Genomic DNA, 25,582 nt, shown 5'->3' with positions numbered 1-25,582 from the left:
CGGCCGTCCCGCCGGTGTTATGGCTCGTTCTAGCCCGTGTCCGACGGGTCTGGTAGTCAGCGAAGGGCCTCCCTTTGCGCCGTGCCCCACTCCCACATGCTGTGCACCACTGACTCCAGCGCCCGGCCCTGACTCGTCAGAACGTAGTGGACGCGGGGAGGCCAGCTGGGAGTGCGGTGGCGCTCGATGACGCCCGCACTGGTCAACTGGGCTAGCCGGTCTGAGAGGACCTTGTCCGAGAGAGCGGGCAGGGCGGCGGAGAGCTCGGAGTATGTGGCCTGGCCGCGGCGTAGGAACTCGCGGAGTACCAGCGGTGTCCATCGGCCGCTCAGCGTAGCGAGGGTGATGTCGATAGGACATCGCGGTTCGGGGCCTGGTGGAACAAGGGCGCTGTCCGGACAGTCCGCCAGCGGGCCGCCCTGGTCATCCGCCGGTGTGTGTCCAACCGTTTGGTGAGTCACGAAGGGCCCTCCTAACGTCCGTCTCGAACAGCCCGCCGACTTGCCTCCAGGGGGCGTTATGCGTATCCACCATCTCAACTGCGGCTCTCTGCGGAAGATTCCACCGCTCCGTGAAGAACCCACGGCCGGCGTCGTGAACCGCGAACTGGCCGCTGTCTGCCATTGCCTGCTCATCGAGACGGACTCGGACGGGCTGGTCCTGGTGGATACCGGCCTCGGCACCGCGGACTTACAGCGCCCTGACCGGTCGCTGGGTGCGGACTGGGTGGCCTACGCCCAGCCAGCGCTGGACCCCGAGCAGAGCGCGCTGCGCCAGGTGGTCCGTCTCGGGTACGCGCCCCAGGACGTGCGGCACATCGTGCTCACCCACCTGCATCGCGACCACACCGGAGGGCTGCCGGACTTCCCTCACGCACGGGTGCATGTGCACCCGGACGAGTACCGGGCCGTCATGGACTCCGCGGCAGCGCACCACCGGCACAGCCTCGACCGCTTCATGCCGGCACACCGGGCGCACAGCCCGCTGCTGGCACCCGCCCCCATGGAGGAGCGCACGGAGTGGTTCGGCTTCCCAGGCGTGGCGCGGCCGCGGGGCCTGGCGTGCGAGCTGCTGCTGGTACCGCTGCCTGGCCACTCCGCGGGACACGCGGGTGTCGCCGTGCGCGACGGCAGCGGGCGGTGGCTGTTGCACGCGGGCGACGCATACATGTTTCACGGCGAGCTTGAGCACACCCCGCCCCTTTCCCACCCCGTCCTTGAGCCGGTCCAGCAGGGAGCACAGGTCGATGTCGTGGCTCGCGTCGTGACCCGCGACCGACTGCGCGACCTGCGCCGCGACCGCGGGGATGAGGTCACAGTCTTCAGCGCTCACGACCCGTGGGAGTTCGCCCGCTTCGCTGCGCCAGCCGGTCGCCAGTCACATGATCGGACAGCCTCTAGGGTGTCGGCGTGAACAACGGCGCTCTTGTCGGTAGTGAGGTACGCCTCGTCCCGTTATGCACCGACCATGCTGAAGCTCTCTTCCCTTCGGCATCCGATCCCGAAGTATGGCGGTGGATGCCGCGGCCACGTCCTGAGTCCCTGACGCAGATGCGTGCGATGCTGAGCCAGATGATCGCGGACCCTGTGCGGCGGTGCTTCGCGGTGCAACGGTGTGACGACGGCGCCGTCGTCGGTTCGACCAGCCTGTATGACATCGATCTGGACGAACGCCGCGCTGAAGTCGGCGCGACCTGGTTCGATCGGTCTTGTTGGGGAGGCCCATACAACGCTGAGTCGAAGCTCTTGCTGTTCAGCCATGCCTTCGATGACCTGCGACTCGCCAGGCTGGCCCTGCGCACTGACAATCTCAATGTGCGGTCCCAGCACGCCCTGGCCCGTCTCGGCCTGGTCTATGAAGGAACCCTGCGCAGCCATATGCGGCGCCAGGACGGCACCCGCCGCGACTCGCTGTACTACAGCCTGCTCGCAGATGAGTGGCCCACTGTTCGTGACACGCTGCGCGCCAGGATCGCTGCCAAGAGGACCGCATGATCCCGCTCGCTGAGCTCATTCGTTGACGGCAATGCCGCTGGCCCGCCGACCGTCAGGTCGGCGGGCCCGGCGATCAGTGACTATCGGTGGACGTCACGGAGTCCTTCGCAGCGGAACGATGTCGGGGATGGCCGTGGGGACAGAGAGCGGGCGGCTTCCGGGGTCGCCAACAGCGCGACGATGGTGACCGCGCCGTTCTCTTCAACGCGCGCGTGGGTCCGCTTCTGGCCGTCTCTTCGGTTGAGGAAATTCCCGGGTAAGTCCAATCGGGGGCATGGGTGCACGGCATGATCCCTATGGATCCAGCAGTCGCAGCCGCGCTCGTCGCCACCCCCAGCGCTGTCCTCGCCGCATGGGCCGCGTACGCCGCTGGACGTGCACAGGCGCGCAGCGCGCAGCGTGGCCCGATCGACGCGGTGCGCCGTCAGCACCAGCGGGACGCGTACGCCGAACTCATCCGCGCCTCCTGGTCCTGCGTGGGGAGCACTGAGAAGGTCGTGCGCCTGGTTGATCAACTGCACGCTTTCCGCGTCTCCAACGACCCGGAGGTAATGGTCCGGATGGAGCGCATGATGCGGAACCTGTCTGGCCGGCGTCTCGGCAGAGCCGATCAGGCCGCCGTCTTTGCTCCGGCCGAGGTTCCGCGGTCCGTCGAACGTACCTTGGCGGTGCTCGAAAATTTCTCGCCGACCTGGCATCAGGACATCAACGACGCCGCAGAGCGCCGCCAGCTCGACGGTCTGGCGCTCGCCGAAACCGTGGTGGCGCTCGAAGGCCCTGACCATCTCGCAGAGCTGGCCGAGCAGCTCAGCCGTCAAGCCGCCTCTGTTCAACGCTGCTGGCGTCAGGTGGCGGTGTCCCCTTCTATCGATTCGGGCCCATCGACAGTGACAGGGTGGACCCTGAGCGGGAGATCACTCCGCACGAACTGCACGGGCGTCTGAAGGAAGCCGTTCAGGAGTTCACCCGGGCTGCGCGGCTCTCTCTCAACGCCCATTAGAGAACCGAACCGGAACCGGCGCTACCGCCGTCCACGGTGCCGTCGTTCCTGAACCCTGATCCTCCAACGGGCCAGAACGGCGGCCTGGGCCGGACGGTGGGGCTGCAACTGCGACATCTCGCGAGTTCTCCCGGCCAACGAGCCACCGGCCCCGCTGGGCATGGAATAAGCCAGCAGGATCGGTGACACGGTTCTTACCAGCACCCGGTGCCGGCGGCGCATTAGGGCGGTGGAGATACGCGTGCGGCCCCTTACGCGCAGGGCCAGCCGAGCGTGCTGTACAGGTTCTGCAGGACTTGCCGGTCATGTGCGGGGAGATGGGGGGAGAGGCCGACGCCGATGTCGAGCAGGGGTGCAGCCCCTGCCACGGTCAGCGTTTGATGCGTCCGCGGACAGCGAGGGCGCCGAGGGCAAGGAGGGTGGGTTCGAGGAGCCGGGAGGCCATCTCGATGTAGGTGCCGGCGGTGGTGAGGTTCTGGCCGCTGGAGCGGAAGACGACTGAGTTGACGGCGACGCGGGTGGCCTTCTCCGCGCGCGCCCAGGTCATTCGCTGCGGCCATCCGCCGTGCAGAGCCGGGTCGGGGGTGCTGGTGTTGAGGCTGATCTTGCTGCCGTTCAGGGTTCCGGTGGTGGCGGGGTCGGGGTCGTGGGTGGGCAGGCCGACGCCCACAAGGAGCAGCACGGTCACGCTCATGGCGGCGAGGAGCCAGGTGAAGGCGCGGGCGGCGTGCAGACCGTAGCCGGACAGCAGCCAGTACCCCCACAGTAGGCGCCGTTCGCCTTTCGTGGTGCCGGTGGTGTCGTGGCGGCGCATCTCGCATTCGCCGTAGTAGAAGTCGGCTGCGCCGGGTTCGTTCTTGCCGTCCTCGAACGCTTTGCGCAGCTGCCGGTACAGGGCGGCGACGTCTTCTGGGTCGGGGGTGCGGGCGGGGTCAGGGTGATGCGGTCCGGGACGCCATGCAGGGGGCCTGGAGCCGGCGGTTTGGGCGCGCCAGTGGTGTTCCTCGGCGAGGACACGCCGGCTGGTGAAGCGGACGGGCAGCATGCCGCGGCGGTGCCAGCCGGTGGGGGCGTCGGCGAAGGTGGTGCGGCCTTCCAGGCTGATCTGGTCGAGGTGGAAGGCCCCGGAGAACAGACAGTCGGTCAGGTCGGTGTCGGTCAGTACCAGGTGCGCGGCGTCCACACCTTGCACCGACTCAATCCGCACCCGCTCCGAGACGCTCGGTTGCAGGCCTGGGTTGGCTAGAACGTCCTCGCTCACAGCCGTGTTGTTGTGGATAAAAGGGGTGGGGTGGGTGTGGACAGCGGCGGGTGCGGTCAGGACCGCATGACTGAGGTCCACGGCCGCGTACCGCACCCTCAGGATCGCCGTCGACTCCCACCGCGTCCGCTCACACACCAGCCTCCGCGCCGCTATCTCCAACGTCACCGGCATCACAAAGACCGCCCCAGATAACGCCACCCACTCCGCGCACACCAACGGCCCCAACACCGACACACCCTCAAACCGCACCCCGTCGAACCGGGCGGCGCCGGAGAACTGCGCTCCGCCAAACAGGGCGGCGCTGGAGAAGTGCGCCCCGTCGAACCGGGCGGTGCTGGAGAACTGTGCCTCGTCGAACCGGGCGGTGCCGGAGAACTGCGTCCCGCCGAACCAGGCGCTGGAGAACTGCGTCCCGTCAAACACGGCGGCGCTGGAGAACCGCGCCCCGCCAAACTGGGCGGCGCCAGAGAACTGCGCCCCGCCGAAAAAGGCAGCGTCGGAGAACTGCGCCCGGCTGAACCCGGCGCTGGAGAACTGCGCGCCGCCGAAATGGGCGGCGTCGGAGAACTGCGCCCCGTCGAACCCGGCGCTGGAGAACTGCGCGCCGCCGAAATAGGCGGAGGCGGAGAACTGCGCCCCGCCGAAATGGGCGGCGTCGGAGAACTGCGCCCCGTGGAACACGGCCCTGCCGGAGAACTGCGCCCCGCTGAACCAGGCGGTGTCGGAGAACTGCGCTCCGTCGAAATGGGCGGTGTCGGAGAACTGCGCTCCGTCGAAATGGGCGGCGTCGGAGAACTGCGCCCCGTCGAAATGGGCGGCGCCGAGGTGAGGTTTGCTGGTGGTGGGGTCGGTGAGGGCGCTGAGGAGGGTTTCCAGCAGGGCTTGAGTGAAGGTGGTGGCGCGGTGGTCGATGGCGGCGCCGGGAGCCAGGCCGGCCAGGTAGGCGGTGCGGCCGGTGTCGGTGAGGTGGGCCAGGCATGCGGTGTGGCCGGGGACGTGCATACCGCGGCAGCCGACCGGGTCCGTGGCCGGGTCCGCTCCGTGCCCGCAGTGGGGCCAGAAGGGCGGTGAGAGTGTGCTCATGGTACGGCGGCTCCGCAGGTGTGTGTCGAGCAGGCACGGGCAAAGACGTACTGTCGACCGGTTCCGGTTCGAGCAACGGCCGTGATGAGGGTCGTCCGCCGCCGGGCAAACAGCAACAGGGAAGCCCTGGGAGCGATGCCGCCGTGCTGGTCAAGGGCCAGTGCCCGTTCCGAACGTGCCGTACGTGCCTTAACAGCCCACAGATATCTGTCAGGCACCGGCGCTGAGGGCTACTTCCCCCACATCCCTGTCGCCTTCTCGGCACCCGAGATAATCTTCAACGTGGCCGTGGTCCGTGGCCTGAGGGAGCGGCCAGCCCACCTCGGTCGAGGTGGGCCAGAGTCGTCTTGCCGTACAGCCAGCGCAACCGCCCGGCCGGCGGCGTCTCCCAATAGGACTGGTCGAGGTCCTCTTGCCCAGCTCTCCGCCGATTTCCGCGAATCCAGCCACGACCGCGAGTTTGGTTCCTGCTGTGTCCACGACGAGGCCGAGGTCGACGGTTCCTTTCTGGATTGCCAGGCCGACTTCGTGGGTCTTGGCCCGGTCGTGGCAGTCAGCAGATCGGCCCTGAGCGCAGCAAGGACTTCCTTCAGACAAGGGCGGAGGGTGTCGAGGAGCCTTGTGTCATGTCTCGAAGGATCTGCCCTCACCGGGGAGGGGCAAGCCTGACGGGGCCACCTGGATGATCCAGCCAAGGGAGAAGGCCTTCCCGGACGCCACTGACCCCGCCGATCACCCGCCTGTACTACCCATCACTTGGTTCGCCGTTCGTTTACGGCACCCCACCTTGCAGCGTCTACGTCATACACATGCTCACGACGTAAAGCCGCCGTTCAACACGTCAAACTCGACGAGTCCGTTCGGGAAAGCGGACTCCTTTTCGTTGGCGCCCCGCATGTTCCAGGTGATCAGTGGCGTGCTCTCAAGTGGGCGGTCCGCGGCGGCGGCCGTCCCGGCCGGCAGCGTCCCCACCGCCACGACGGCCGCGAGCAGGGCGAGGACCACGCTGGTCGCCCAGGTGCGTCGCCCGCGCGGCCACGCGGCTCGCCTCGGTGCCCCGCCGGTTCACCGGTCGCCGCCATTGTTCAGGTAACCGTCCACCGGACCCGTGCCGCCCACGGACAGGTCGTGGCCGCTGTTCCCCATCACGGTCAGCACAGCAGCCCAGCGGCGCATGCCGGGCGGCGGAGAGAATGCGCTTGCCCAGGCCGGGGATGCGGCCCGTAACAATCCAGTCAAGGCAATCTCCTCGAAAATCGGAAGGAAGTCGGCTTCGAATCAGGCCGGTAGGTGCCGTCATGAACGTGTCTGTTGGCCCCGCTTCGGAAGGAATCTGGGCCCCAGGGGCAGATTGCGGCGGGAGCCGATGACGCGTGAGAGAGCATGGGCGCCATCCCGCGGCTGCTGGCCCCGGTGAAGTTCTTGACTGAACCGACTTTTTGACGTCGTTTCTCGTAGCACACGATCCGGCACCGCTTCGGCTGCGATTCGCGGCTGCGGCCGGGCTGGGGTGGCGGGGCCTGTTGTGGCCGTCGAGCAGGCAGTGGCCGTGTCCGACCGGGCCGCCCGCCGGCGGGAGAGCGAACGGCGGGCGGCCTGTTCGGGGGCGGTCAGGGTGTGATCAGGGAGCGAGCATGACCGTCTTGCCGGGCAGCCGCCCGGCGCCGGCGTCCTCATGCACGGCGGCCAGCTCGGCCACCGGGCGGCGGGCGGCGATGTGGAGCCGGAGCTTGCCGGCATCCACCTTGGCGACCAGCTCGGTCAGCTGGGCTCCGTCGCTGCGGACCCACAGGCTCGCGCTGCGCACCCCCCGGGTGGGGTCCTCAGGAATCGGGCCGGCTGTGCTGGCGGCGATCCCGCCGTCGGCGACGTAGTTCGTCAACTGTGCGAGCTCCTCCGGGGAGACGCGCACGTGGTTCACCACGACCTGGAACGGACCGCCCACGGCGGCCGGACCCGCGGCGAGGTCGAGGGGGCCGACGACCCTGTGCGCGCCGTAGCCCCGAAGGCGGTCGGCGTGCTGCGGCGCGTCCACCGTGGTCACGTGCGCTCCCGCGTCGGTGGCGAGCTGCACCACGAGGCTGCCCACCGCGCCCCCCGCCCCGTTGACCAGGACGGTCTGGCCGGGCTTCAGCTCGGCGAGCTCGAACGCCGTCTGCCAGGCCGCCAGGCCGGTCAGCGGCAGCGCCGCGGCGTCGACCAGCTCGATCGTCCGGGGCGCCGGGGCCAGGGACTCGGCCGGGGCGAGCACGTACTCGGCGGCGCCGCCGGCGGAGTCGAGGGGCAGCATCGCCACGACCCGGTCGCCGACCTCCAGGCCCCTGACGTCCGCGCCGAGTTCAGCGACGGTGCCCGCCAGGTCGATCCCCGGCACGTACGGGAGAGTGATCGGGATCATCTCGGCCAGGACACCGGCGCGGATGTGGTCGTCGACCGGGTTGAACGATGTGGCCGCCACCCGCACCAGCACCTGCCCGGTGCCGGGCACTGGACGGTCGACGTCCTCGTAGCGCAGGACCTCGCTGCTGCCGAACTCGTGGAAACGCATTGCCTTCATGGCACTTTCCTCCAGGGTGTATCGATGTCGTGGCCAAGGGATGAGGCGAACAGGCGGGAAGATGATGCGCGTCGGGGTGCTCAGGTCAGCTGCACCGATCGGGTGGAGTTGCCCATCACCATGCGGTCGGTGGCGCTCACGGCGCTGCCGGGGTCATCGGCGGCGCCGACGGTGACCAGCAGCGGTACGAAGTGGTCGGCCGTCGGATGGGCGACCGCGGCGCCGGGTGCTTTGTTGCGGTAGTCGGTGAGGGCGTCGGCGTCGCCCCGGGCGAGGGCGTCAACGGCCCATTCGTCGAAGGCCGTGGTGTCGGCGGCGAGCTCCGGCCGGCGGAAGACGGCGAAGCTGTGCGTCATGAAGCCCGAGCCGAGAACGAGGACGCCTTCTTCGCGCAGGGGCCGCAGGCGTGTACCGAGGTTGAGCAGAGCGTTGGGGTCGAGGCTGGGCATCGACAGCTGCACGACCGGGACGTCGGCCGCGGGGTACATGGCCATGAGCGGGATGAAGGCGCCGTGGTCGAGGCCGCGGTCGGCGAACTCGTGCACCGGCGTCAGGCCCAGCAGGCCCGTGAGTCGCCGAGCCAGGTCGGTGGCGTCCGGGGTCGCGTAGGGAAGGGTCTTGTAGCGGGGGTGGAAGCCGCTGAAGTCGTAGTAGAGCGGGGTGCCGGCCGCGGCTGCGGATATCGCGACCGGTGCCCGTTCCCAGTGGGCCGAGATGACGACGATGGCCCGGGGCTTGGGCATCGACTGGGCCCAGTCGAAGAGGTCGCTGAGCCACTGCGGATCGTCGAGGGTGAACGGGGCCCCGTGGCTGACGAAGAGGCTGGGCAGGGGACCGTCGGAGGGGTTCCACACCCGCTGCTCGCGCGCCTGTGGCAGGACCCGGGCAAGGAGGTCGTCGTACGCCGCGGCTGGTGTGCGCGACGGTAAGGGGGAAGTCAGGCCGTTCGGGGAGGCCAGGCTGCTCGTGGAGGTCATGAAATCAGCTCCTTCACTTGCCTTGGCAAGTATCTTCACTTGCCAAGGCAAGTGAGACGGTAGCTCGCCAAGAGTTGCCTCGGCAAGTGAGGCGAGTTGCCTGGGCAAGTATGATGGGGCTCATGGACACCCAGTCACCCTGGCTCGACGACGACCAGCAGGACCTGTGGCAGGCGCTCCTCACAGTCGTCATCGCCCTCCCGGCGACCCTCGACCGCCAGCTGCAGCGAGACGCAGGCATCTCCAACTTCGAGTACGGGATTCTGGCCCGGCTATCCATGGCCGACGAAGCCACGATGCGGCTCAGCGACCTGGCCCGGGCCTGCGACAGCGCCCAGCCCCGCCTGTCGAAAGTGATGGACCGCTTCGAAGCCCGCGACTGGGTCGCCCGCCGACCCGACCCCAGCAACGGTCGATACACCCTCGCCACCCTGACCGACGCCGGCCGGCAGAAGCTCGTCGAGAGCGCACCGGGACACGTCGCGCAGGTGAAGCGGCTCGTGTTCGATCCGCTCAGCGCCGCTCAGCGCCGCCACCTCGGGGTCGCACTCACCCGCATCGCCGCTACCGTGCGCCGGGAACTCGAAGGAGGCTGAGCGCCGTACTCATGCGGGGTCTTCGGCCAGCTCTGCGACGCCGGTGATGCGGTGTACGGGGAAGGTGCGGACCTCGTCGTCGACGGTGTGGTCGTACGCCGTGACGAAACCGCCCTCCACCCGGACCGGGGCGATGACGCGCCGACCGGTGGTGCCCTCGGCGCCGACGTAGCAGATCCAGACCGTGCCGTCGGCGAGGGCAGCCGCCTGCGGTAGGGCCAGGGTCTCGGCGGAGTTGGTGCGGCGCAGCGTGCCGGGGGAGGACCTGTTCGCCGGGCGCACGGGGCGGTGGCGGCCCGGTCGCCGGCGCGCACTGCCCGTACGGCGGCGGCGAGCAGGATGCCGTACGGGGGCGGCGGGGCCCTCGGGGACAGGCTCCGGCGCCGATCGCATCACAGCCCTCACCGAACACCTCACTCCCACCCAGTGCACGCAACTCACCCGGCTCGCGGCAGTTCTCGTCCGCGCCCAGCACCGGGCCCCTGAAGCGCGCATCGGCTGACCACCTCGTCCGCTCCAGTGACGGGCGCGTGGTGATCAGCCATGCCAGGTCGCGGTTGCCGGCCGACAGTGACAGCCCGGTGCAGCGTTCGGCGAGGATCTCGGCGAACGCGCGCACGCTTGGCGATCAATCGGCATGCCGGTCCTGAGACGGCCACCGATGCAAGGGGTGGGCCGGATGCGGTGGGGATCGGCGCTGCGATTCCACGCCGCCCGGGATGGCTGACACTCTCGGAGAGGGCGAAGTCAGCTCTGTGTACGGCAGCCGTGGCTGCTTCGGTCTCTTCGACGCCGATGCCGCTGTCAGCGCGGGCGGGGATGGCGGCGTATGCATCCGGCCGGGGCCTGGCCGCATCGTTCAGAGGCGGCAGCTGATCTCCATGCCGTCCTCGACAGGGAAGGTCACGCTCTGATAACCGTTCGCCGGGTCGCGTACGTAGGCGAGATACGGACGAAGGCTGCTCAGGTCGATGTCGTCGGCCACGACGAGTGTGCCGGGCTGCAACCGCGGCTCGAGGAGCCGCAGTACGGGCAGGCACAGGTCCTTCCAGCCGTCCAGGAGGACGAAGTCCGCGGGGCCGTCGAGTGTGCGGAGGGTGTCGCGGGCGTCCCCCTCCAGCACCGTGATGAGGTCGTCCAGACCTGTCTCGGCGAAGGTACGGCAGGCTGCGGCGATCTTGTCTTTGCTGAGTTCCGTGGTGACGACTCGTCCGGCGCCGTTGTCCCGTAGGGCCGCGGCCAGGTACAGGGTGGAGATCCCGAAGGACATGCCGAACTCGACGACCGTGGCCGGCCGGACGGCTCGGACCAGGTTGTAGAGCAGCTCTCCGCCCGCGGCGGAGATCGGCATGTAGATCTCCGCCGCGGCATCGGCGTGCTGCTGGGGCGTCATCGGCGCGAACCCGCCGGGCAGTTCCGCGCTGATGCGGGCGGCTGTGGCGTCGTCCTGCTCGGCTCGTTCGAACATGCGGCTGAGGGCCGCCTGGACCCGAGGGTCGGCGAGTGTGTGGGTGAATGTCATGGGCGCTAGAGTAGACGCAACGTTGCGTTCTTTCTATGGGGAATATGCTCAACGAGGGGAGGCGAGATGGCACCTGCGACACACGCTGCCGAGGCAAGCAGCACCAGCGGATCGGGACAGCGTCACCACGGCAACCGGTACGGACGCAGCGAACAGGCCCGACTGGCGGTACTGGAGGCCGCCGACGACCTGCTCGTCGAGAAGGGTTTCGCCGGCGTCACCATGGAGGGCATCGCCGCGCGGGCCGGTGTGGCCAAGCAGACCATCTACCGCTGGTGGAACACCAAGACCGACGTCCTGATGGATGCCTTCCTCCAGGACGCGACCGAGGACCTGACCCCGCCCGATTCCGGCGACATCGGCCTCGACCTGCGTGACTACCTGCGCCAACTGGCGTGGTTCCTCAACGAGTCCGACCCCGGCGCCGTCTTCAAGGCGCTGATCGCCCAGGCGCAGCACGACCCAGTATTCGCCCAGGACTTCCAGTCCAGATGTCTCGGCGCGCAACGCCGCCGCGACCGCCTGCCACTGAAACGTGCCGTGGACAGGGGCCAGCTCCCAGCCGACCTCGACATGGCGGCCGAAACGGACCAGCTCGTAGGCCCTCTCTACTACCGCGCGCTGGTGACCGACGAGCCGATCGGCCAGGAATTCACCGACAGGCTCGTCGACGCATTCCTCCACCGACATGGGCTGCCGACGCGCGCCAGGTCTTGAGCACATGTGGCCCGATGCGCGGGCACGCGAGACGACCGCGGCTGCGGCTGTCGCCGCCACATCCTCCTTCCGTAGGTCACGGGATCATGAAGCAGGATGATGCCGCTCGCCTTTCGATTGGCTTGGATGGGGTGGGGGCCTGCCCGAGACGAACTCCCAGCCGACAGAGAGGACTCCTGACCGCGCCCGGTGCTCACGGCTGCGCGGCGCCCGGGCGCCTCCCACAGAACGCACCGGGGAGGGTGGGTCGTGCACGAGCCGACCGACGCGCAGTAGTGCATTGCACCTGCGGCCTCGATAGCGGCATCGTGGCGGAGACCCAGGCAGTGCGGATCGCCGACGATCACCGCCGGGCTGTCGCGGAAGCCCGCAGCGCCATGGGCTGCTCCGCTGGAGCCGGTGCGGATTGTGCTGAAGCGGGCAATGACGGTGCCGAAAGCTGTCCATGAATTGCTGTGGGTCCGGGGCGACTTGGACGCCCGGCGACAATGCCAGGCCCGCGCTGCCCTCAGCGTCAACCCAGCCGGAGATCGTCACCAGCATCGGTCGGAAGTGACCGGTTGAAACCCCAAATGGACAGCAGGGCCGTTCGCTCAAGCGTCAATTCGGCGCTTCGGCGAATGCGGTACCGCCCAGGAGCCGAGCGGTTCACCTCAAGGACAGCTGAAGCGTCAGTCAGTGGCTGGGTCAGACCCCGAGCGGTGCCACGACCAAGTCTCAATGTCAGAGGCAGGCTGGATCGGCAGGGATACGTCGGCAGGCATGATCTCCCACTCGGTTCAGGGAACGCAGAGAACCGGATGTCAGGCGACTACGCCGAAGCCCTGCGGCCAGGATTCGCACCCCTCTGCCGATGGCATTACTGCCCGGATGCCCGCTGCGGCGGGTTCGGCCGGGTCTCGGGCGCGCCGCGCGTGCCCGTCGGTGCGTGCTGACCGATGTGACTGAGACCGTCGAGGATGAGGTCGAGTCCGAACTCGAACTCGTCGGCGAAGTTGAACCCCGTCTTCGCCAGTTCTGTGACCACCTCGGCAAGGTAGGGATAGTCGTCGAGCTCTGAGGGCTGTCGGTCGACAACGGCCTCCCGTCGCCGCGCCGCCTCGGCCGGAATGTCTCCGGCGAGGGTTTTCTCCTGGAGGGCGAACCCGTAGATGTAGGCGTCCATCAGGTTGTACGCGTGCACGGCCATGGGGAACGGGAAGCCTGCGTCGCGGCGGAGGCACCGCATCACGGCGTTGTGGTGGCACAGGTTCGCCGGCCCTGGAGTGCCCGTCTCCATCCGGCCGACTGCCCACGGGTGACGGAGCAGCGCCTGCCGCATCGACGAGGCGCGGGTGCGCAGAGCGGTACGCCAGTCGACGTCGACGGGCATCTCGACCTCGGCGAAGACCAGGTCGACCATGCCGTCAAGCAGTTCGTGCTTGTCCGCCACGTGCTTGTAGAGCGCCATGGGCACGACGCCGAGCCGGGCCGCCAGCCTGCGCATGGTGAGCGCGTCGAAGCCGCCCTCGTCCGCCAACTCGGTGGCCGCGCGCAACACCTTGGCGCGGTTGAGCCGCTCCCGGCCGGCGGTTGCAGCGGTGTCCTGCATCGGGTCCTCCATGGCCTGGCTCGTGTCCGGCCTTGACAGGTGTACATAGTACACCTAGCTTGTGCCACAGCAGAGGTGTACGTCGTACACCACTTGGAGGAGGTACAGCATGAGCTCGACGCCAGGACCGAGGAGAACAAGAGGACCCCTCGTGACCGTCACCGCCACGAGGCTCACACGGGCCGCCGGAATCTCTGCCGCAATCGCCGGACTGCTGTTCATCGGCGTCCAGGTCAACCACCCACCCATGGACGTCACGTCGGTCACCACCACCGACTGGGCCGTGCGCAGCACCGCAAAGGCGCTCATGGCCGCGCTGGCACTGACCGGCATCACCGGCATGTACCTGCGTCAAATCCGGCAGACCGGGATTCTCGGCTTCATCGGCTACGCGTTGTTCGCCGCCGGCTATCTCCTCATGCTGAGTATCGAGGTCGTCGCGGCCGCGGTTCTCCCCTCGCTGGCGCACACCGCGCCCAACTACGTCAAAGACGTCCTTACCGTTGCCTTCGGCGGCACCGCCACCCATGGCATCGGCGCCATGCACACGGTCTTCATCCTCAGCTCCGTCGGTTACCTGGCGGGCGGATGCATGTTCGGTATAGCGCTGTTCCGGGCGCGCGTCCTCGCCAGGTGGGCCGCGGCGCTCCTCGCCGCAGGCACCGTCGCCACTGTCGCGCTCGCAGTACTTCCGGAGTCGTTCAACCGGCCGTTGGCCGTTCCGACCGGAGTGGCCTTGATCGGCTTGGGCATCTCGCTATGGCGCAGCCAGCCGACCACCGTCGGCGACAACCCAACCAGTGCCAGCGCCGAATACGCCGCCGCGCGATGATCATCCCGCATCCGAGGGACCAGCGACGCGCCAAGCGGAGCTGGCCCGTGTCGGCGGCCCGCGCATAATCAACACGAGCCTGGCTTCGGCAGACCGATGACCCCAAAAGGTCTTCCCGGCAGCCGCCATGCCACCTGTTGACGATTGGCACTGCCGCGCTGCTGCTCAGGACCCCTACCGTCCGCCCATGCGGATCAGAATCGTCGACGCCTTCACCGAGCGACCGTTTGCCGGCAACCCCGCGGGCGTCGTGCTGCTCGACACGGACTCCTTTCCCGAGGACCGGTGGCTGCAGCGGGTCGCTGCCGAGGTCGGCCTTCCGGAGACTGCGTTCGTCCATCCCCTCTCCAAACCCGCCGAAGCCGACTGGGCGCTGCGCTGGTTCACTCCGGCCACAGAGGTGAACATGTGCGGCCACGCCACCCTGGCTACTGCACATGTGCTGCACACCACGGGCCTGGCCCGGGGCACCGTACGCTTCACCACACGCAGTGGCATTCTGCGCTCGGCCAGCGCCGACGACGGCACCATCACCCTGGACTTCCCCACCGCCCCGCTGCATGCCATCGCACCGCCCAGCGAGATCGCCGCTGCCATCGGCACCGAGGTTCTCTCCGTCCACGAAACAGGCCCGGATGTCGGCGAGCCCCTGGTAGAGGTGGCCGATGAGAAGACCGTCCGCCAACTCACCCCCGATCTGGCCGCAGTGGCCGCGCTGCGCTGGCGGGGCGGTGTGATCGTCACCGCACGCGCCGACGACCCCACGGCCGGCTACGACTTCGTCTCCCGCTGCTTCTTCCCCGGCATTGGGATAGACGAGGATCCCGTGACCGGAGGCGCCCACACTGCGCTGGCGCCCTTCTGGTCCGCTCGGCTCGGTGGCACCACGCTCACCGGTCTCCAAGCATCGGCCCGCGGTGGCCTGGTACGCACCGAACTGCGCGGCAACCGCACGCTGCTCCATGGCGCCGCAGTCACCGTCATCGACGGGAAGCTGCTCACCACGCCGTGAAGCAATACGAACAGGAGGGGAGCAAGAGCAAGAGCAAAGCAAAGGTCACCTTCACGCAGGCGGCGCGAGCGGCAAGACATACACCAGTCTCAATCGGCCCAGCCTGTACGCGACCTTCGTCGGCAAGCAGGAGCTGTCGCGCGGCCCTCGAACGGTACGTCCCAGGACCGGTCACGGCCTCTCATTTGGTCGACTAGGACAACCAGGGCTGCTGAACCGGCGAACATGCCCAGTGGGGCTGCCTGATCTCCAACGCCCACGCGGGTACCGGGAACGGCGACCCCGCCGTGCGTGCCATCCTCGACCGGCGGCGCCAGCGGCTGCGCACCGCCCTGCACACCGGGCTCCCGTCGGCACACCGGCAGCGACAACTCGCCGAGGAAGCCGATCCGGACTCCGCGGCCGATGTCCTGGCCCTCATGGCACACGGTGTGAACCTTCGCTCCCGCGCCGGCGCCCAGCAGTTGCGGAAAACTGGTTAATGGCTGTGGGTGGCTCGGTAGCGGGTGGGTGGGGTGCCGCGGTGGCGGGTGAATGCGCGGGAGAAGGCGAACTCCGAGGTGTACCCAACAGTGTTGGCGATGCGGGCGACGGAGTCGTTGGTTTCTCGGAGCCTTCGTGCGGCGATCTCCAGACGCCAGCGTGTGAGGTAGCCCAGTGGGGGTTCGCCGACGAGACGTGTGAAGCGGCGGGACAGGGTGGCCCGGGAGACGCCGACTTCGCGGGCCAGGGTGTCTACGGTCCATGCCCGCCCGGGCTCTTCGTGGATGAGGGAGATGGCGGCGGCGACTTCGGGGTCGCGCAGGGCCGCCCACCAGCTGGCGCTGCGTTCCGGGACGTCCCCCAAGGCCGCCCACTGGCGCAGGATGTGGACGAAGAGAACGTCGACCAGCCGGTCGGTGATGGTCTGGGAGCCCGGTGCCTGGTCGGACAGTTCGGCGGTCAGCATGCGCAGCGTCTCGGTGAGGTCGTGCCGGCGCGCCGAGGGGTCGGCGCGCAACAGCAGCACCGGTGGCAGGGTCAGCAGCGGGTGGGAGGCGTGGGTGTCGAAGCGGTAGCCGCCGCAGACGACGCGGGTCTGCGCTCCGGGGCCGGGGAAGTCGATCGGTGCGCCCGGCCCGCCGCTATGTGCCTGGGTGAAGTCTTCGAATCGGATCGTCGGGCCCGTGGGGTCACTCGCCATCGCGTGGCCGCTGCCGGCCGGGAGCAGGACGAGGTCGCCCGCCGTCAGGGGGAGTGGTTCGGCGCCGGGGCGGCGCAGCCAGCAGGTGCCCTGGGTGATGTGGTGAAAGACGGCCGAGGGCAGGTGCGGGAATTCGATTCCCCACGGCCCGGCGGCATGCACCCTGGCGGTGACGGTGCCGCCGATCTTCGTGGCGGACAGCACATCGGCGAGGACATCCATACCCGCACACTACAGGTGATGAGACGAACAGCTAGGAATCTGGGTCAGATAGGCATGGAACAGCTCAGTCGTACTGACATAGCGTCGCAGTCATGGCACACACCACAGTCATCCCGATACCGGTCATGGGCAAACGGAACGTCAACGCCTTTCTGTTGCTGGGCCGTCGGGCCGTTCTGGTCGACACCGGTATCCCGGGCAGCGGAGCGAAGATCCTGGCGCGGATCGCCGAGCACGGCATCGAGCCCGGCGACGTCTCGGCGATCGTCATCACCCACGCCCACATCGACCACTTCGGATCCGCCGCGGAACTGCGCCGGGCCACCGGAGCTCCGGTGGTCGCGCACGTCGCGGATCTCGGGCCCTACACAACCGGCCGGATCCGGGAGCCTTACCTTCCCACCGGACGGTTCGGCCGCTTCCTGAACCGACTGGACGCCTTCCACGAGCATACGGAACCGTTCCGGCCGGACCTGCTGGTGGACGGGCCCACCGCGCTGCACGAGCACGGCGTCAACGCCCGGATCATGCCCACCCCGGGGCACACCGCCGGCTCGATATCGGTGCTGACGGATGACGGCGATCTCGTCGCGGGCGACCTGGTCGCCACCTCGTTCCTCGGCATGGCCCACCGAAGGCCGGCCAACCCGCCCTTCCACGACGACCCGGTCGGCAACCTGGCCAGCCTGCGAGCGATGCTCGCGCTCAAGCCGACCAGGCTGCACGTCGGCCACGGCGGGCCGCTGGACCCGGCACGGGTGGAGCACTGGGCGGTCAGGGAGCAGCACCGGCTGGAGAGGCTCGCTGCACGCGGCCAGCTGCGCACCCGGGCAGAACTGTGCACCGCAGAGGGGTCGACGAGCAGTTACTGACGTGGTTGTCGTGATGTCGTCAAGGTGAGGCCTGTTCCGGCGAGACATCCATCGACGAGGTTGCTGCGGTACCCGCCGTCGATGTCCGCGCGGCGCATCCAGTTCGACAGCGTCATCGCGTGGAGTCCGCAGTCGGCGGCCACCTGCTCGAGTGTCACGCCGGGGCCGTGGTTCCTCGCGACCCGCACGACGTCCTCGGGGAACTCCTGCCCGGCTCCGTGCCGAGGGCCACGACATCAAGGACGAAGACGTCGCCCGCCTCTCCCCGCTCAAGGACCGGCACGTCAACTTCCTGGGCTGCGACCTGTTCAACATCAAAGCCAGCGGTCCCGGCCAGGGCCTGCGCCCCTTCCGGGACCCGGACGCCTCTGAGGACGACGAGGATTGACGGCCAGTGCTACCCGACCGACCTGGCCACTCGTTGCGCCCCGCGGGGGGCCTCGCACCCGACGTGTTGTGACGCCTTCGCGGCAGGCGTCACAACACGTCGGGTGCACTCTCCTGGGCGGGCTCCTTGGATGCCGGGTGATCTGAACCGCCGGCCGGGGCGGCGGCACGCAGCGCAGCTTCGACCCGGCGGTTGCTGGTCATGGATGCCGTCACGGCCGTCATCGCCAGGAGGAGGACGGCTGCGGCGTAGAGCGGGGTGCGGACGTCGTAGGTGGTGGCCAGCCAGCCGCCGAGGAAGGCCCCGATGGGGGCCGCGCACATGGCCAGCATGCGGGAGGTGGAGGCGACCCGACCCATGAGGTGGGCCGGGACGATCGCCTGCCGGAGGGAGGGCCCGAGCACCATCGTGGCGCCCATGCCGGCCCCGCAGACGGCGAGCGCCAGCCCGGCCACGTACGGGTTCGGGGCAGCGGCCAGGCCTAGGACGGCAAGCCCTTCGACGGCGGCTGTGCAGGTCAGTGCGGTGCCGGTGCCAAGTCGTCGGCCGAGGTAGGAGGCGATGCCCGCACCGAGCAGGCCGCCGGTGGCCTCCGCCGTGAGGAGCAGGCCGAAGCGGTAGGTGTCGATGCCGAGGCGGTCGTGCGCGAAGAGGGCGAGGACGGTCTCCACAGCGAGGAAGGCGACGTTCCCGACCGCCGGGCGGAGCGCGAGGCCGAGCAGCACCCGGTCCCGGAAGACGTACGAGGCCCCGGCCCGCGCCTGCCGAAGCAGCGACTCGCGGACCTCCGGCACAGGCTGGGGCATGGCGGGCAGCGTACGTACGAGCAGTGCGGAAAGCATGAACGACACCGCGTCGGTGAGCAGCGGAACCGCCCGCCCGAGCGCGAGCAGCGCACTGCCCGCAGGCGGCCCCGCGAAGCCGGACATGGCGGTCTGGGCTCCGCGCAAGCGGGAGTTGGCGCGTTCCAAGAGTGCGGGGTCGCGGCGGAGCAGATCCGGCAGGTAGGCCGTGGCGGCCGTATCGAAGAAGAGTCCGCCGAGGCCGAGCAGGAAGGCGACGGCCGCGAGCAGCGGAATGCTCAGGACGTCGAGCACGGCCGCCGCCGCGGGTATCCCGAGCAGCACCGCACGTGCCGTGTCCGCGATCCACATCGTGCGCCGGCGGTCCCAGCGGTCCACCAGTGCACCGCCGAGCACCCCGAAGAGCAGCCACGGCAGCGTCCCCGCGGCCGTGACGACGGCGAGCGCCATCGGATCCCGCGTCAACGTCAAGGCGAGCAGTGGCAGCGCGGCCTGCGTTACCCCGTCACCGAGCGAGGAGATCGTCTGCGCGGTCCACAGCCGTCCGAACCCGGTCGGCAGCTTCCTGGCCCCTTGGTTCACTTGGAGCCCCCGTCGGCCTGCTCGCGCGGCGCCGGCCGGAACAGCGCGAAGGCGAGAGATGCGTCCGGCAGCGACGGATCGGACAGCTCCTGGTACTCGTCCGCCAGAGCCTGCAACCGCGCCCCCAGCTGTGCGAACTGCTCCTCGGTGAGTCGCAGATGCGCCATCCGTACGTGCCGCTCGCCATCCACCGGCGACGCCTCCAGATCCGCCACCGCATGCCGCATCAGCACATCCGGCCCTCCCTCGCCCGGATCCGGCAGCACGATCGCCCGCGCGGCCAGCGCGTAATACCGCTCGGTGACTCCCCGCACCTTCCGCGTTCGTACCACCTTCACCAAGCCGGCCCGCTCCAGCAGCCGCACGTGATAGCTGGAACTCCCCTTCGCAAGGCCAACCCGCTCGGCGATCTGCGTAATCGTCGCCGGCTCGAAGCGGAGCACGGCCATGATCCGGTGACGCGTGAGATTGGAGACGGCGCGTAGCTGCTCGTCAGTGGTGACGTGGAACGTCTCGGGAAGATCATCGGTAGGCATGCGAGTAATGGTCAACGATTCTTGACCATTGGGCAAGGGGTTTTCGCGCGGGCTCCCGGAATCTGCTGTCCGGCGCGCGAGACCTTCTGCCAAAGCCCTCCACCTGCGTGTGCACCGAGATCAAAGTCGGGTACGTCCGGGTGTCGACCGGCGGGCAGAAACTGGAGCGGCAGCTCAACGCGTTCACCGCCGCCGGGTGCCGGAAGATCTTCGCGGACAAGAAGTCCGGGAAGGACGCGCTCCGTCTCGAGCTGAAGGCATGCCACGCGTTCCTCGACGCGGGCGATAGGCTTGTCGTCCCCTCGCTCGACCGCTACGGCCGCAGCCTCCAAGACCTCATCAACATGGTCGCCGAGCTGCACGAGCGCGGCATCGGCTTCACCTCGCTGCACGAGAACCTGGACACCACCACCCCCGGCGCTCGACTCGTCTTCCACGTCTTCGCGGCGCTCGCGGAGTTCCTTCGCGAACTCATCGTCATCGGCGCCAAGGAGGGCCTCGCCGCCGCCCGCGCCCGCGGCCGGGTCGGCGGACGCCCCAGCGTCACCACCGAGGAGATCGTCCGGGCCGCCCGCGACCTGCTGCCCGACCCGGGCCGCTCGATCACCTCGATCGCCAAACTGCTCGGCGTCTCGCCGGGCACGCGCTACAACCACATCCCGGACTTGCGCGAGCTGCGCGCCGGCGTAATGCTCCGCCAGCTCGAAGCCCCCACGCAGTAGGCAGATCAGACCGAGATCAATCTCAGCGGCACTTTCTGTACCTCAACTACTCACACCCGCTGACGGACATGCCGGGTGTTGTGTTGTACCTCCTCGCGGTGCGCAGGAACTCCTCGATGCCCAGACCGGACTTGTTCCATCGGATCCGGCATCCCGAGCAGAGCGGGCCAGAGCGCTCAAAGCCCATGTCGCAGCCCCCGACATGACATTCCGACATCCCAAGGACGGGGTGGTTCCGGGGGTAGAAAACCCAGGTTCCAGTCCCAGCCGACGACCTTCAGGAACTCCTCGTCCAGGGCGGCGATGAGCTCCTGCGTTCTAGCGTCGTCCTGCACTGCAGGCAGTACAGGCAGGACCACCGCTGCCGGGCGCGGGGCTGCCTGTGGGGACCGATCAGCAGATGTTGCGGTAGGGCAGTTCCGGGACGTACTCCTTCCACTCGGCGTGCGTGAGTCCGTGCCCGGCGCGGCGGCAGGTTCGCGCCGCCAGGGAGGGCAGATCCGTGGGATAGGAATGCAGCGGCACATACCAGCCCGACGTTCGCAACGTCCTGCCGTCCGTGTCGAAACCCAGGGACAGGATCGGCTCGTCGGCCGTGGGCAGAGCCGAGCCGAGCCGTTGGCCGGAAGGGACCTCCCATAGCTGGAGGGTGCCGTCGCTGCCTCCTACGGCCAGTGTCCGGCTGTCGGGAGAGAAGGCCAGGGCCGACACGGCTGCGCCGGAGTCCTGCCGGTCGTCGGTGAAGGTGCCGGCCAGCACCGCGAGGCGATGCGCGGCCCGGCCGTCCCAGAGTGTCACCCGGCCGGACTGGTCACCGGCGGCCAGGTACCGGCCGTCGGGGCTGAAGGCCAGTGCCCTGGTCGAGACCTCCGCCAGCCGACGGCCGATGACATGCCGCGAGGACAGATCGCCCAGCTGGCCGCGGGAGGTTGCAAGGAGGCGGCCGTCGGGCCGGACAGCCAACCAGTCTCCCCCGGCACCGGGCAGCGTCCCGGTTCTGGCGCGGCGAGCGATGTTCCAGATCTCGGTGCGGGAATGGTCGTAGCTCAGCCGGGAGGCCAGCAGGGTTCGGCCGTCCGGACTGAGCGCCACGGCGTTGACCGTACCGCGTGTGGGGGTGGGGCGGCCGAGGTCCAAGGTCACACGGACGCGACGGGCACGTACGTCCCACACGGTGGCCCGCTGCGTCGTGTGTGAGAACTCACCGCCGCCGGCCGTGTAGACGAAGGTGCTGCGGTCGGCACTGAAGGTCATCAGCTCTCCGCAGTCCTGCGGGCCGCCGCCTTCCGGATCGACGGAGTCCATTGGGCAGGGTATGCCCGGCAGATCGGCTTGGTCCCGGCCGGTCAGGGCGTCCGTCAGGCGAAAGTGACTCACCTGCCTGCTGCGCCAGGTCGTCGCCAGTGCCCGGCCGTCCGGGCTGAATTGGGCACCCGCCGACATTGCGTCGTGCCAGCCGCGGGTAGTCGCGTCATGCGCCGACACAGTGCGCACCACGATTCCCTTGGCGGCGTCCTCTGCGGTGTGGACGGTGTAGCGGACCGTCCGGCCGTCCGGGTCCAGGCCGAACTGACCGAGCCTGTTGGCGCCGCCGGTCGGCAGACGGTAGCGGAAGACGGGGCCGGAGGCGTCGGCCGACAGCCGCCACACCCGGACCTCCTGGTCATTGACGGTCGCCAGAAAGCGGCCGTCCCGGCTGAACGCCATGTCCGAGACGTTGGAGTAGGTCACCTCGGATGCGTCACCGAAACTGTCGGGGACGTCCTGGACCCTGGACGCGCCGGGGGTTCCAGGCGTGAGGTTCCACAGACGCAGTCTCCCCTCGGGCATGCCCGCCACGATTCGGTGACTGTCCGGGCTGAAGAGGAGGGCACCGCATCCGATGCCGTCGACGACCTTGGGCGCGCCGGGCGTGGGCAAGGTTCGGTGCTGTGCCATGTCCCACACCTGCATGGGCCGGTCCGTCTCGCACAAGGCGGCCAGGCGGTCGTCGGGGCTGACGATGGCGCCCTGGACCCGCGGTCCGCGCCGCTCGAACAGCAACCGGTGCCGTCGCCAGTCCCAGAGCTGAACGTGGTTGACGTGACTGGGGCCGCCGACGATGTTGAGCGTGCGCCCGCTGGGGCCGAACTTCGCGTACGCGGTGCTGTCGAGGTGGACGGCGGCCCCGACGTACCGGCCCGCGGCTATGTCCCATACGCGTGCGCTGTCCGAGCCCGCCCGCAGCAGGTACCGCCCGTCGCGGCTGATGTCACTGACGCCCAGCGCAAGATCCCCCAGGCCGGGGAAGGTGCCGGTCCTACGGTGCGTCCTGACGTCCCAGCGCACCACGTGGTCGCTGCCGGTGACGACCAGGGTGCGGGTGTCGGCACTCATGAAGTACTCACTGTCCACGTGGCCGGAGGGGGCGAAGGCGTCCTCCTCCTTCTGGGCCAGGGCACCGATGAGGGCGGAGCGCGTCTCGATCGTGTCGGCGATCCGCCAGGCGGCGACGCTGAGCCGCATGGCCGTGACCGGGTCGGTGTAACGCAGGCTCTCCGCGAGGGCGGCGACTCGGCGGGCGGTGGCCTGGGTGCGCTGCACGGTGCTGGTCCGGTTCTGCTGCCAGGCGATCACTCCCGCCGTCAGGGCCAGCGCGACCAGGACGGACAGTACGCCGGCCAGGATGCGCGCGCGGGCGCGCTCGCGGCGCTGGGCCTGCAGGCTGGCGGAGAGGAACGCACCTTCGAGCACTGTCAGGGCCTGCCCTCGGTCCTGGGCGGGGAACGCCTCCTGCGTGGCGGCCAGGAGCGTGCCCCGGTACAGGGCCCCGGGATCGTGGTCGAGCGCGTCCCAGGCGGTGGCTGCCTCGGTCAGCCGCCGGTGGACGCGTAACCGTTCGCGGTCGGTCTCGATCCAGCTCCGCAGGCGGGGCCATGCGGTGATGAGCACCTCGTGAGCGAGGTCGACGCGGTCGTCGTCCAGGGTGAGCAGCCGGGCCCGCGCCAGCCGCTCGATGACCGTCGCGGTGTCCGTGGCGTCACCGAAGTCGAACTCCTCCCGGCCGGCAGGTCTGCGAGTGTCGGGGGCGCCGTCACCAGGAGTGACCAGACGCAGCAGGATCCGGCGGGCGAGGGCGGCCTGGGTCGGCGTGAGCCGGGCGTGGACGGCCTCGGCGGTGCGGGCGATGGCACCCTGCAGGCCGCCTGCGGACTCATAAGCCTCCAGGGTGAGAGCTCGGCCCTTGCGGCGCCGCCAGGTTTCCAGCAGCGCATGAGACATCAACGGCAGCGCGCCGGGCTGCCCTTCGACCTCGTCGAGGATGCGGGCCGTCAGACCGCGTTCCACGATCAGCCCCGCGGCCTGTGCGGGTCTGACCACGGCTTGACGCAACTCGTCTCGGCTCATCGGCCCGGCGAGCACGGTGTCGTCTTGCAGGGCGGCTGTCAACTGCGGGTGTTCGGCGCAGCGGCCGAGGAAGTCCGCCCGAACGGCGATGACCACACGCAGCCGGCTCCCCGGGTCGGTGGCGGTCAGGAGCCGGTCGATGAACTGATCGCGTTCGCCCGGGTCGGTGCACAGGGTGTAGAGCTCTTCGAACTGGTCCACGATCAGCCAGGTGTCGCCGTTCCCGTCAGCGGGCAGCAGGCGCTGGGCGTGGCTGAGCGGGTGCTCGCCCGGCGTGAGCACGCGCAGGGCGGCCGGGTGGGGCCCCGCGGTGTCGGGGCTGCTCAAGCGGGGGATGAGCCCGGCGCGCAACAGGGAGGACTTCCCGCTCCCCGACGGGCCGAACACTGCGGTGAACCGGCCGGAGCAGGCCTGCCGGAACAGACGCTCTGAGAGTTCGTCACGGCCATAGAAGAGATCCGCATCGGCGGGTTCGAAACGGGCCAGGCCTCGGTACGGGGGCTCGGCCACCTCATCCTCGGCCAAGCGTTCGGTGGCCTCATCCGCGGCCGCCTGACGCCAGCGTGCCTCCCACTCGGCCGCATCGCCGTCGCACGCCTTCACATATGCCAGCACGACCGGCAGCGTCGGCAGCCGCTCCCCGGCAGCCGCCTGCGACAGCGTGCTCGCCCCCTGACCGGCGCGCTGCGCCATCACCCGGTATGTCGGACCACCGGCCTCCGCCCGCAGCTTGCGTAACTCGGCAGCGAACCGCGCAACCGGCCCCTCGCTGGGATCCAGTGGGCTTTCTGGACGCCCCGCCATCAACGGCTCCCTCTCATGTCCCGCTTCCCCCGTGGATGCGGCGCTGTGGCCGCAAAAACTAGGCGCGCCCGTGGCAGAAGGGCAAACGAGAGGCTCCTTCTTTGGTCAGGACCGCATGTCGAGCCCTGTGACCTGCGGTGCGGCCATTGATCAGGGTGGCAGAAGCGGCTGCCCATTCAATACCCCAACCGCTGAACTCGATGGTGCAAGACGGTCGTTCGCTCTCAGTGCGGGCTACGCCCCGGACGGAGGGATCGCTGTCTGGACCAGGGCCGGCGCGCCCCCACGGGGGTGGCTGGCGCGCCGGCTCCACGTTCGCCACCAACGAAGGGAAACGGAAAATGAAGAAGCCGCGAAGGCTTACCGCGATCCGCTTGGCACTCTGCGGCGCTCTGGCCGTCGCCGCGGTGGCCACCACCACCACAGCAGCCTCCGCCAATGGCTGGGTGCACTGGAAGAGCGAGAAGTACGGCCAGTACCTCTACAGCCGCGCGAAAGGGAACGGCGCCCGCTTCGGCCTCACCTCCAACAGCGCCAAGAACATCTACGACATCCACCTGTCGAACGGGCACTGGCTGGAGGTCCCCTACAACGGGACCCAGTGCATGGAGGTGAACGGCTCCAACGGCAACCTCGACACCTGGAGCTGCGCGTTCAGCAACCAGTCAAACGAACAGTGGGACGAGCACCAAGCGGGCGTCCCGGGAAACAGCTGCTGGAATCTGCAGAACGTCCGCACGGACCAACTCGTCGACGCTGATGCAGCCACCGGAAACCTGGTGGGAGTAAGCGACTTCGGCGACGGATGGGGCTGCGGCTCAGTGTTGGACCACGCCGGGATCGCCTGGAAGTAGCTGATCGCCGGCGGGGGGGTTTTCCCCGGAGTTCCTCTCTCTGGACCCCCGCACCCCCATCCCCAAACCAGAAACACCCCCCCA

General features: G+C 69.1%; 21 protein-coding genes and 3 pseudogenes. 12 read left to right on the top strand and 12 right to left on the bottom strand.

Annotation, left to right across the window (positions count from 1 at the left end):
• Positions 1-56: 56 nt before the first annotated feature.
• Complete coding sequence (locus ACZ418_RS36265) at positions 57-635, bottom strand: winged helix-turn-helix transcriptional regulator (protein ID WP_468371461.1); 579 nt, start codon at positions 633-635, stop codon at positions 57-59.
• Between ACZ418_RS36265 and ACZ418_RS36260 the strand changes: the two genes are divergently transcribed.
• The 3 genes from ACZ418_RS36260 to ACZ418_RS36250 all read left to right on the top strand — a co-directional run bounded on the left by ACZ418_RS36260 (position 595) and on the right by ACZ418_RS36250 (position 2,938).
• Positions 595-1,413: an MBL fold metallo-hydrolase gene (locus tag ACZ418_RS36260; RefSeq protein WP_468371459.1), complete on the top strand. Its 819-nt coding sequence runs from the start codon at positions 595-597 to the stop codon at positions 1,411-1,413. The genes ACZ418_RS36265 and ACZ418_RS36260 overlap by 41 nt on opposite strands.
• On the top strand, positions 1,410-1,994 hold the full coding sequence (locus tag ACZ418_RS36255) for a GNAT family N-acetyltransferase (protein ID WP_468371458.1): 585 nt from the start codon (positions 1,410-1,412) through the stop codon (positions 1,992-1,994). The genes ACZ418_RS36260 and ACZ418_RS36255 overlap by 4 nt, the downstream gene beginning before the upstream one ends.
• Before the next feature lie 296 nt (positions 1,995-2,290).
• Positions 2,291-2,938, top strand: coding sequence for a hypothetical protein (locus ACZ418_RS36250; protein WP_468371456.1), 648 nt, complete (start codon positions 2,291-2,293; stop codon positions 2,936-2,938).
• A gap of 426 nt (positions 2,939-3,364) precedes the next feature.
• Here ACZ418_RS36250 and ACZ418_RS36245 read toward each other — a convergent pair whose 3' ends face one another.
• The 4 genes from ACZ418_RS36245 to ACZ418_RS36230 all read right to left on the bottom strand — a co-directional run bounded on the left by ACZ418_RS36245 (position 3,365) and on the right by ACZ418_RS36230 (position 8,728).
• Positions 3,365-5,341, bottom strand: a complete 1,977-nt coding sequence (locus ACZ418_RS36245; RefSeq protein ID WP_468371455.1) for a pentapeptide repeat-containing protein — start codon at positions 5,339-5,341, stop codon at positions 3,365-3,367.
• Positions 5,342-6,154: 813 nt separating this feature from the next.
• Entirely contained in the window at positions 6,155-6,346 is a 192-nt protein-coding gene (locus tag ACZ418_RS36240; protein WP_468371454.1) for a hypothetical protein, read from the bottom strand.
• A gap of 616 nt (positions 6,347-6,962) precedes the next feature.
• Positions 6,963-7,898, bottom strand: a complete 936-nt coding sequence (locus ACZ418_RS36235; RefSeq protein WP_468371452.1) for an NADP-dependent oxidoreductase — start codon at positions 7,896-7,898, stop codon at positions 6,963-6,965.
• Positions 7,899-7,978: 80 nt separating this feature from the next.
• Complete coding sequence (locus ACZ418_RS36230; protein WP_468371509.1) at positions 7,979-8,728, bottom strand: DODA-type extradiol aromatic ring-opening family dioxygenase; 750 nt, start codon at positions 8,726-8,728, stop codon at positions 7,979-7,981.
• Positions 8,729-8,997: 269 nt separating this feature from the next.
• Between ACZ418_RS36230 and ACZ418_RS36225 the strand changes: the two genes are divergently transcribed.
• Positions 8,998-9,471, top strand: coding sequence for a MarR family winged helix-turn-helix transcriptional regulator (locus ACZ418_RS36225; protein ID WP_468371450.1), 474 nt, complete (start codon positions 8,998-9,000; stop codon positions 9,469-9,471).
• A 9-nt stretch (positions 9,472-9,480) separates the two neighbouring features.
• On the opposite strand, the pseudogene ACZ418_RS36220 reads toward ACZ418_RS36225, so the two are convergent.
• Both ACZ418_RS36220 and ACZ418_RS36215 read right to left on the bottom strand, forming a co-directional pair.
• Positions 9,481-9,873: pseudogene (locus ACZ418_RS36220) on the bottom strand (hypothetical protein); the annotation flags it as partial.
• Positions 9,874-10,330: 457 nt separating this feature from the next.
• A complete protein-coding gene (locus tag ACZ418_RS36215) occupies positions 10,331-10,993 on the bottom strand; it encodes an O-methyltransferase (protein ID WP_468371448.1) in 663 nt (220 codons plus the stop codon).
• Between the two features lie 66 nt (positions 10,994-11,059).
• Between ACZ418_RS36215 and ACZ418_RS36210 the strand changes: the two genes are divergently transcribed.
• Complete coding sequence (locus tag ACZ418_RS36210; protein ID WP_468371446.1) at positions 11,060-11,710, top strand: TetR/AcrR family transcriptional regulator; 651 nt, start codon at positions 11,060-11,062, stop codon at positions 11,708-11,710.
• Between the two features lie 859 nt (positions 11,711-12,569).
• Here the strand turns inward: ACZ418_RS36210 and ACZ418_RS36205 are convergent.
• Positions 12,570-13,301, bottom strand: coding sequence for a TetR/AcrR family transcriptional regulator (locus ACZ418_RS36205; RefSeq protein ID WP_468371445.1), 732 nt, complete (start codon positions 13,299-13,301; stop codon positions 12,570-12,572).
• Positions 13,302-13,452: 151 nt separating this feature from the next.
• Here ACZ418_RS36205 and ACZ418_RS36200 point away from each other — a divergent pair, with 151 nt between their 5' ends.
• The 3 genes and pseudogenes from ACZ418_RS36200 to ACZ418_RS36190 all read left to right on the top strand — a co-directional run.
• Positions 13,453-14,133 carry a hypothetical protein gene (locus tag ACZ418_RS36200; protein ID WP_468371443.1) on the top strand — a complete coding sequence of 227 codons (681 nt, stop codon included), beginning with the start codon at positions 13,453-13,455 and terminating at the stop codon, positions 14,131-14,133.
• Positions 14,134-14,320: 187 nt separating this feature from the next.
• Positions 14,321-15,145: a PhzF family phenazine biosynthesis protein gene (locus ACZ418_RS36195; RefSeq protein WP_468371441.1), complete on the top strand. Its 825-nt coding sequence runs from the start codon at positions 14,321-14,323 to the stop codon at positions 15,143-15,145.
• A gap of 239 nt (positions 15,146-15,384) precedes the next feature.
• Positions 15,385-15,627: pseudogene (locus ACZ418_RS36190) on the top strand (TetR/AcrR family transcriptional regulator); the annotation flags it as partial.
• On the opposite strand, the gene ACZ418_RS36185 reads toward ACZ418_RS36190, so the two are convergent.
• The gene (locus ACZ418_RS36185) at positions 15,624-16,550 is read right to left on the bottom strand and encodes an AraC family transcriptional regulator (protein WP_468371439.1); all 927 of its coding nucleotides are present in this window, start codon (positions 16,548-16,550) and stop codon (positions 15,624-15,626) included. The pseudogene ACZ418_RS36190 and the gene ACZ418_RS36185 sit on opposite strands and share 4 nt — an antisense overlap.
• 92 nt (positions 16,551-16,642) lie before the next feature.
• On the opposite strand from ACZ418_RS36185, the gene ACZ418_RS36180 reads away from it, so the two are divergent.
• Both ACZ418_RS36180 and ACZ418_RS36175 read left to right on the top strand, forming a co-directional pair.
• Positions 16,643-17,422 (top strand): MBL fold metallo-hydrolase, encoded by a 780-nt coding sequence (locus ACZ418_RS36180; RefSeq protein ID WP_468371437.1) that lies wholly within the window; start codon positions 16,643-16,645, stop codon positions 17,420-17,422.
• 208 nt (positions 17,423-17,630) lie between these two features.
• Positions 17,631-17,810 (top strand): annotated as a pseudogene (locus tag ACZ418_RS36175) (hypothetical protein); the annotation flags it as partial.
• Positions 17,811-17,899: 89 nt separating this feature from the next.
• Here ACZ418_RS36175 and ACZ418_RS36170 read toward each other — a convergent pair.
• Positions 17,900-19,174, bottom strand: a complete 1,275-nt coding sequence (locus ACZ418_RS36170; protein WP_468371507.1) for an MFS transporter — start codon at positions 19,172-19,174, stop codon at positions 17,900-17,902.
• 17 nt (positions 19,175-19,191) lie between these two features.
• Positions 19,192-19,731 carry an ArsR/SmtB family transcription factor gene (locus ACZ418_RS36165; protein ID WP_468371435.1) on the bottom strand — a complete coding sequence of 180 codons (540 nt, stop codon included), beginning with the start codon at positions 19,729-19,731 and terminating at the stop codon, positions 19,192-19,194.
• 107 nt (positions 19,732-19,838) lie between these two features.
• Between ACZ418_RS36165 and ACZ418_RS36160 the strand changes: the two genes are divergently transcribed.
• Positions 19,839-20,453, top strand: a complete 615-nt coding sequence (locus ACZ418_RS36160; RefSeq protein ID WP_468371433.1) for a recombinase family protein — start codon at positions 19,839-19,841, stop codon at positions 20,451-20,453.
• A 393-nt stretch (positions 20,454-20,846) separates the two neighbouring features.
• On the opposite strand, the gene ACZ418_RS36155 is transcribed toward ACZ418_RS36160, so the two are convergent.
• Positions 20,847-24,644, bottom strand: coding sequence for an nSTAND1 domain-containing NTPase (locus ACZ418_RS36155; protein WP_468371431.1), 3,798 nt, complete (start codon positions 24,642-24,644; stop codon positions 20,847-20,849).
• Between the two features lie 374 nt (positions 24,645-25,018).
• Here ACZ418_RS36155 and ACZ418_RS36150 point away from each other — a divergent pair, with 374 nt between their 5' ends.
• A complete protein-coding gene (locus ACZ418_RS36150; RefSeq protein ID WP_468371429.1) occupies positions 25,019-25,498 on the top strand; it encodes a hypothetical protein in 480 nt (159 codons plus the stop codon).
• Positions 25,499-25,582 lie beyond the last annotated feature (84 nt).

Source organism: Streptomyces sp. NPDC030820, assembly GCF_055572075.1.
The sequence above is the reverse complement of the archived record's forward strand: the minus strand, read 5'-3'. Positions and strand labels throughout refer to the sequence as shown.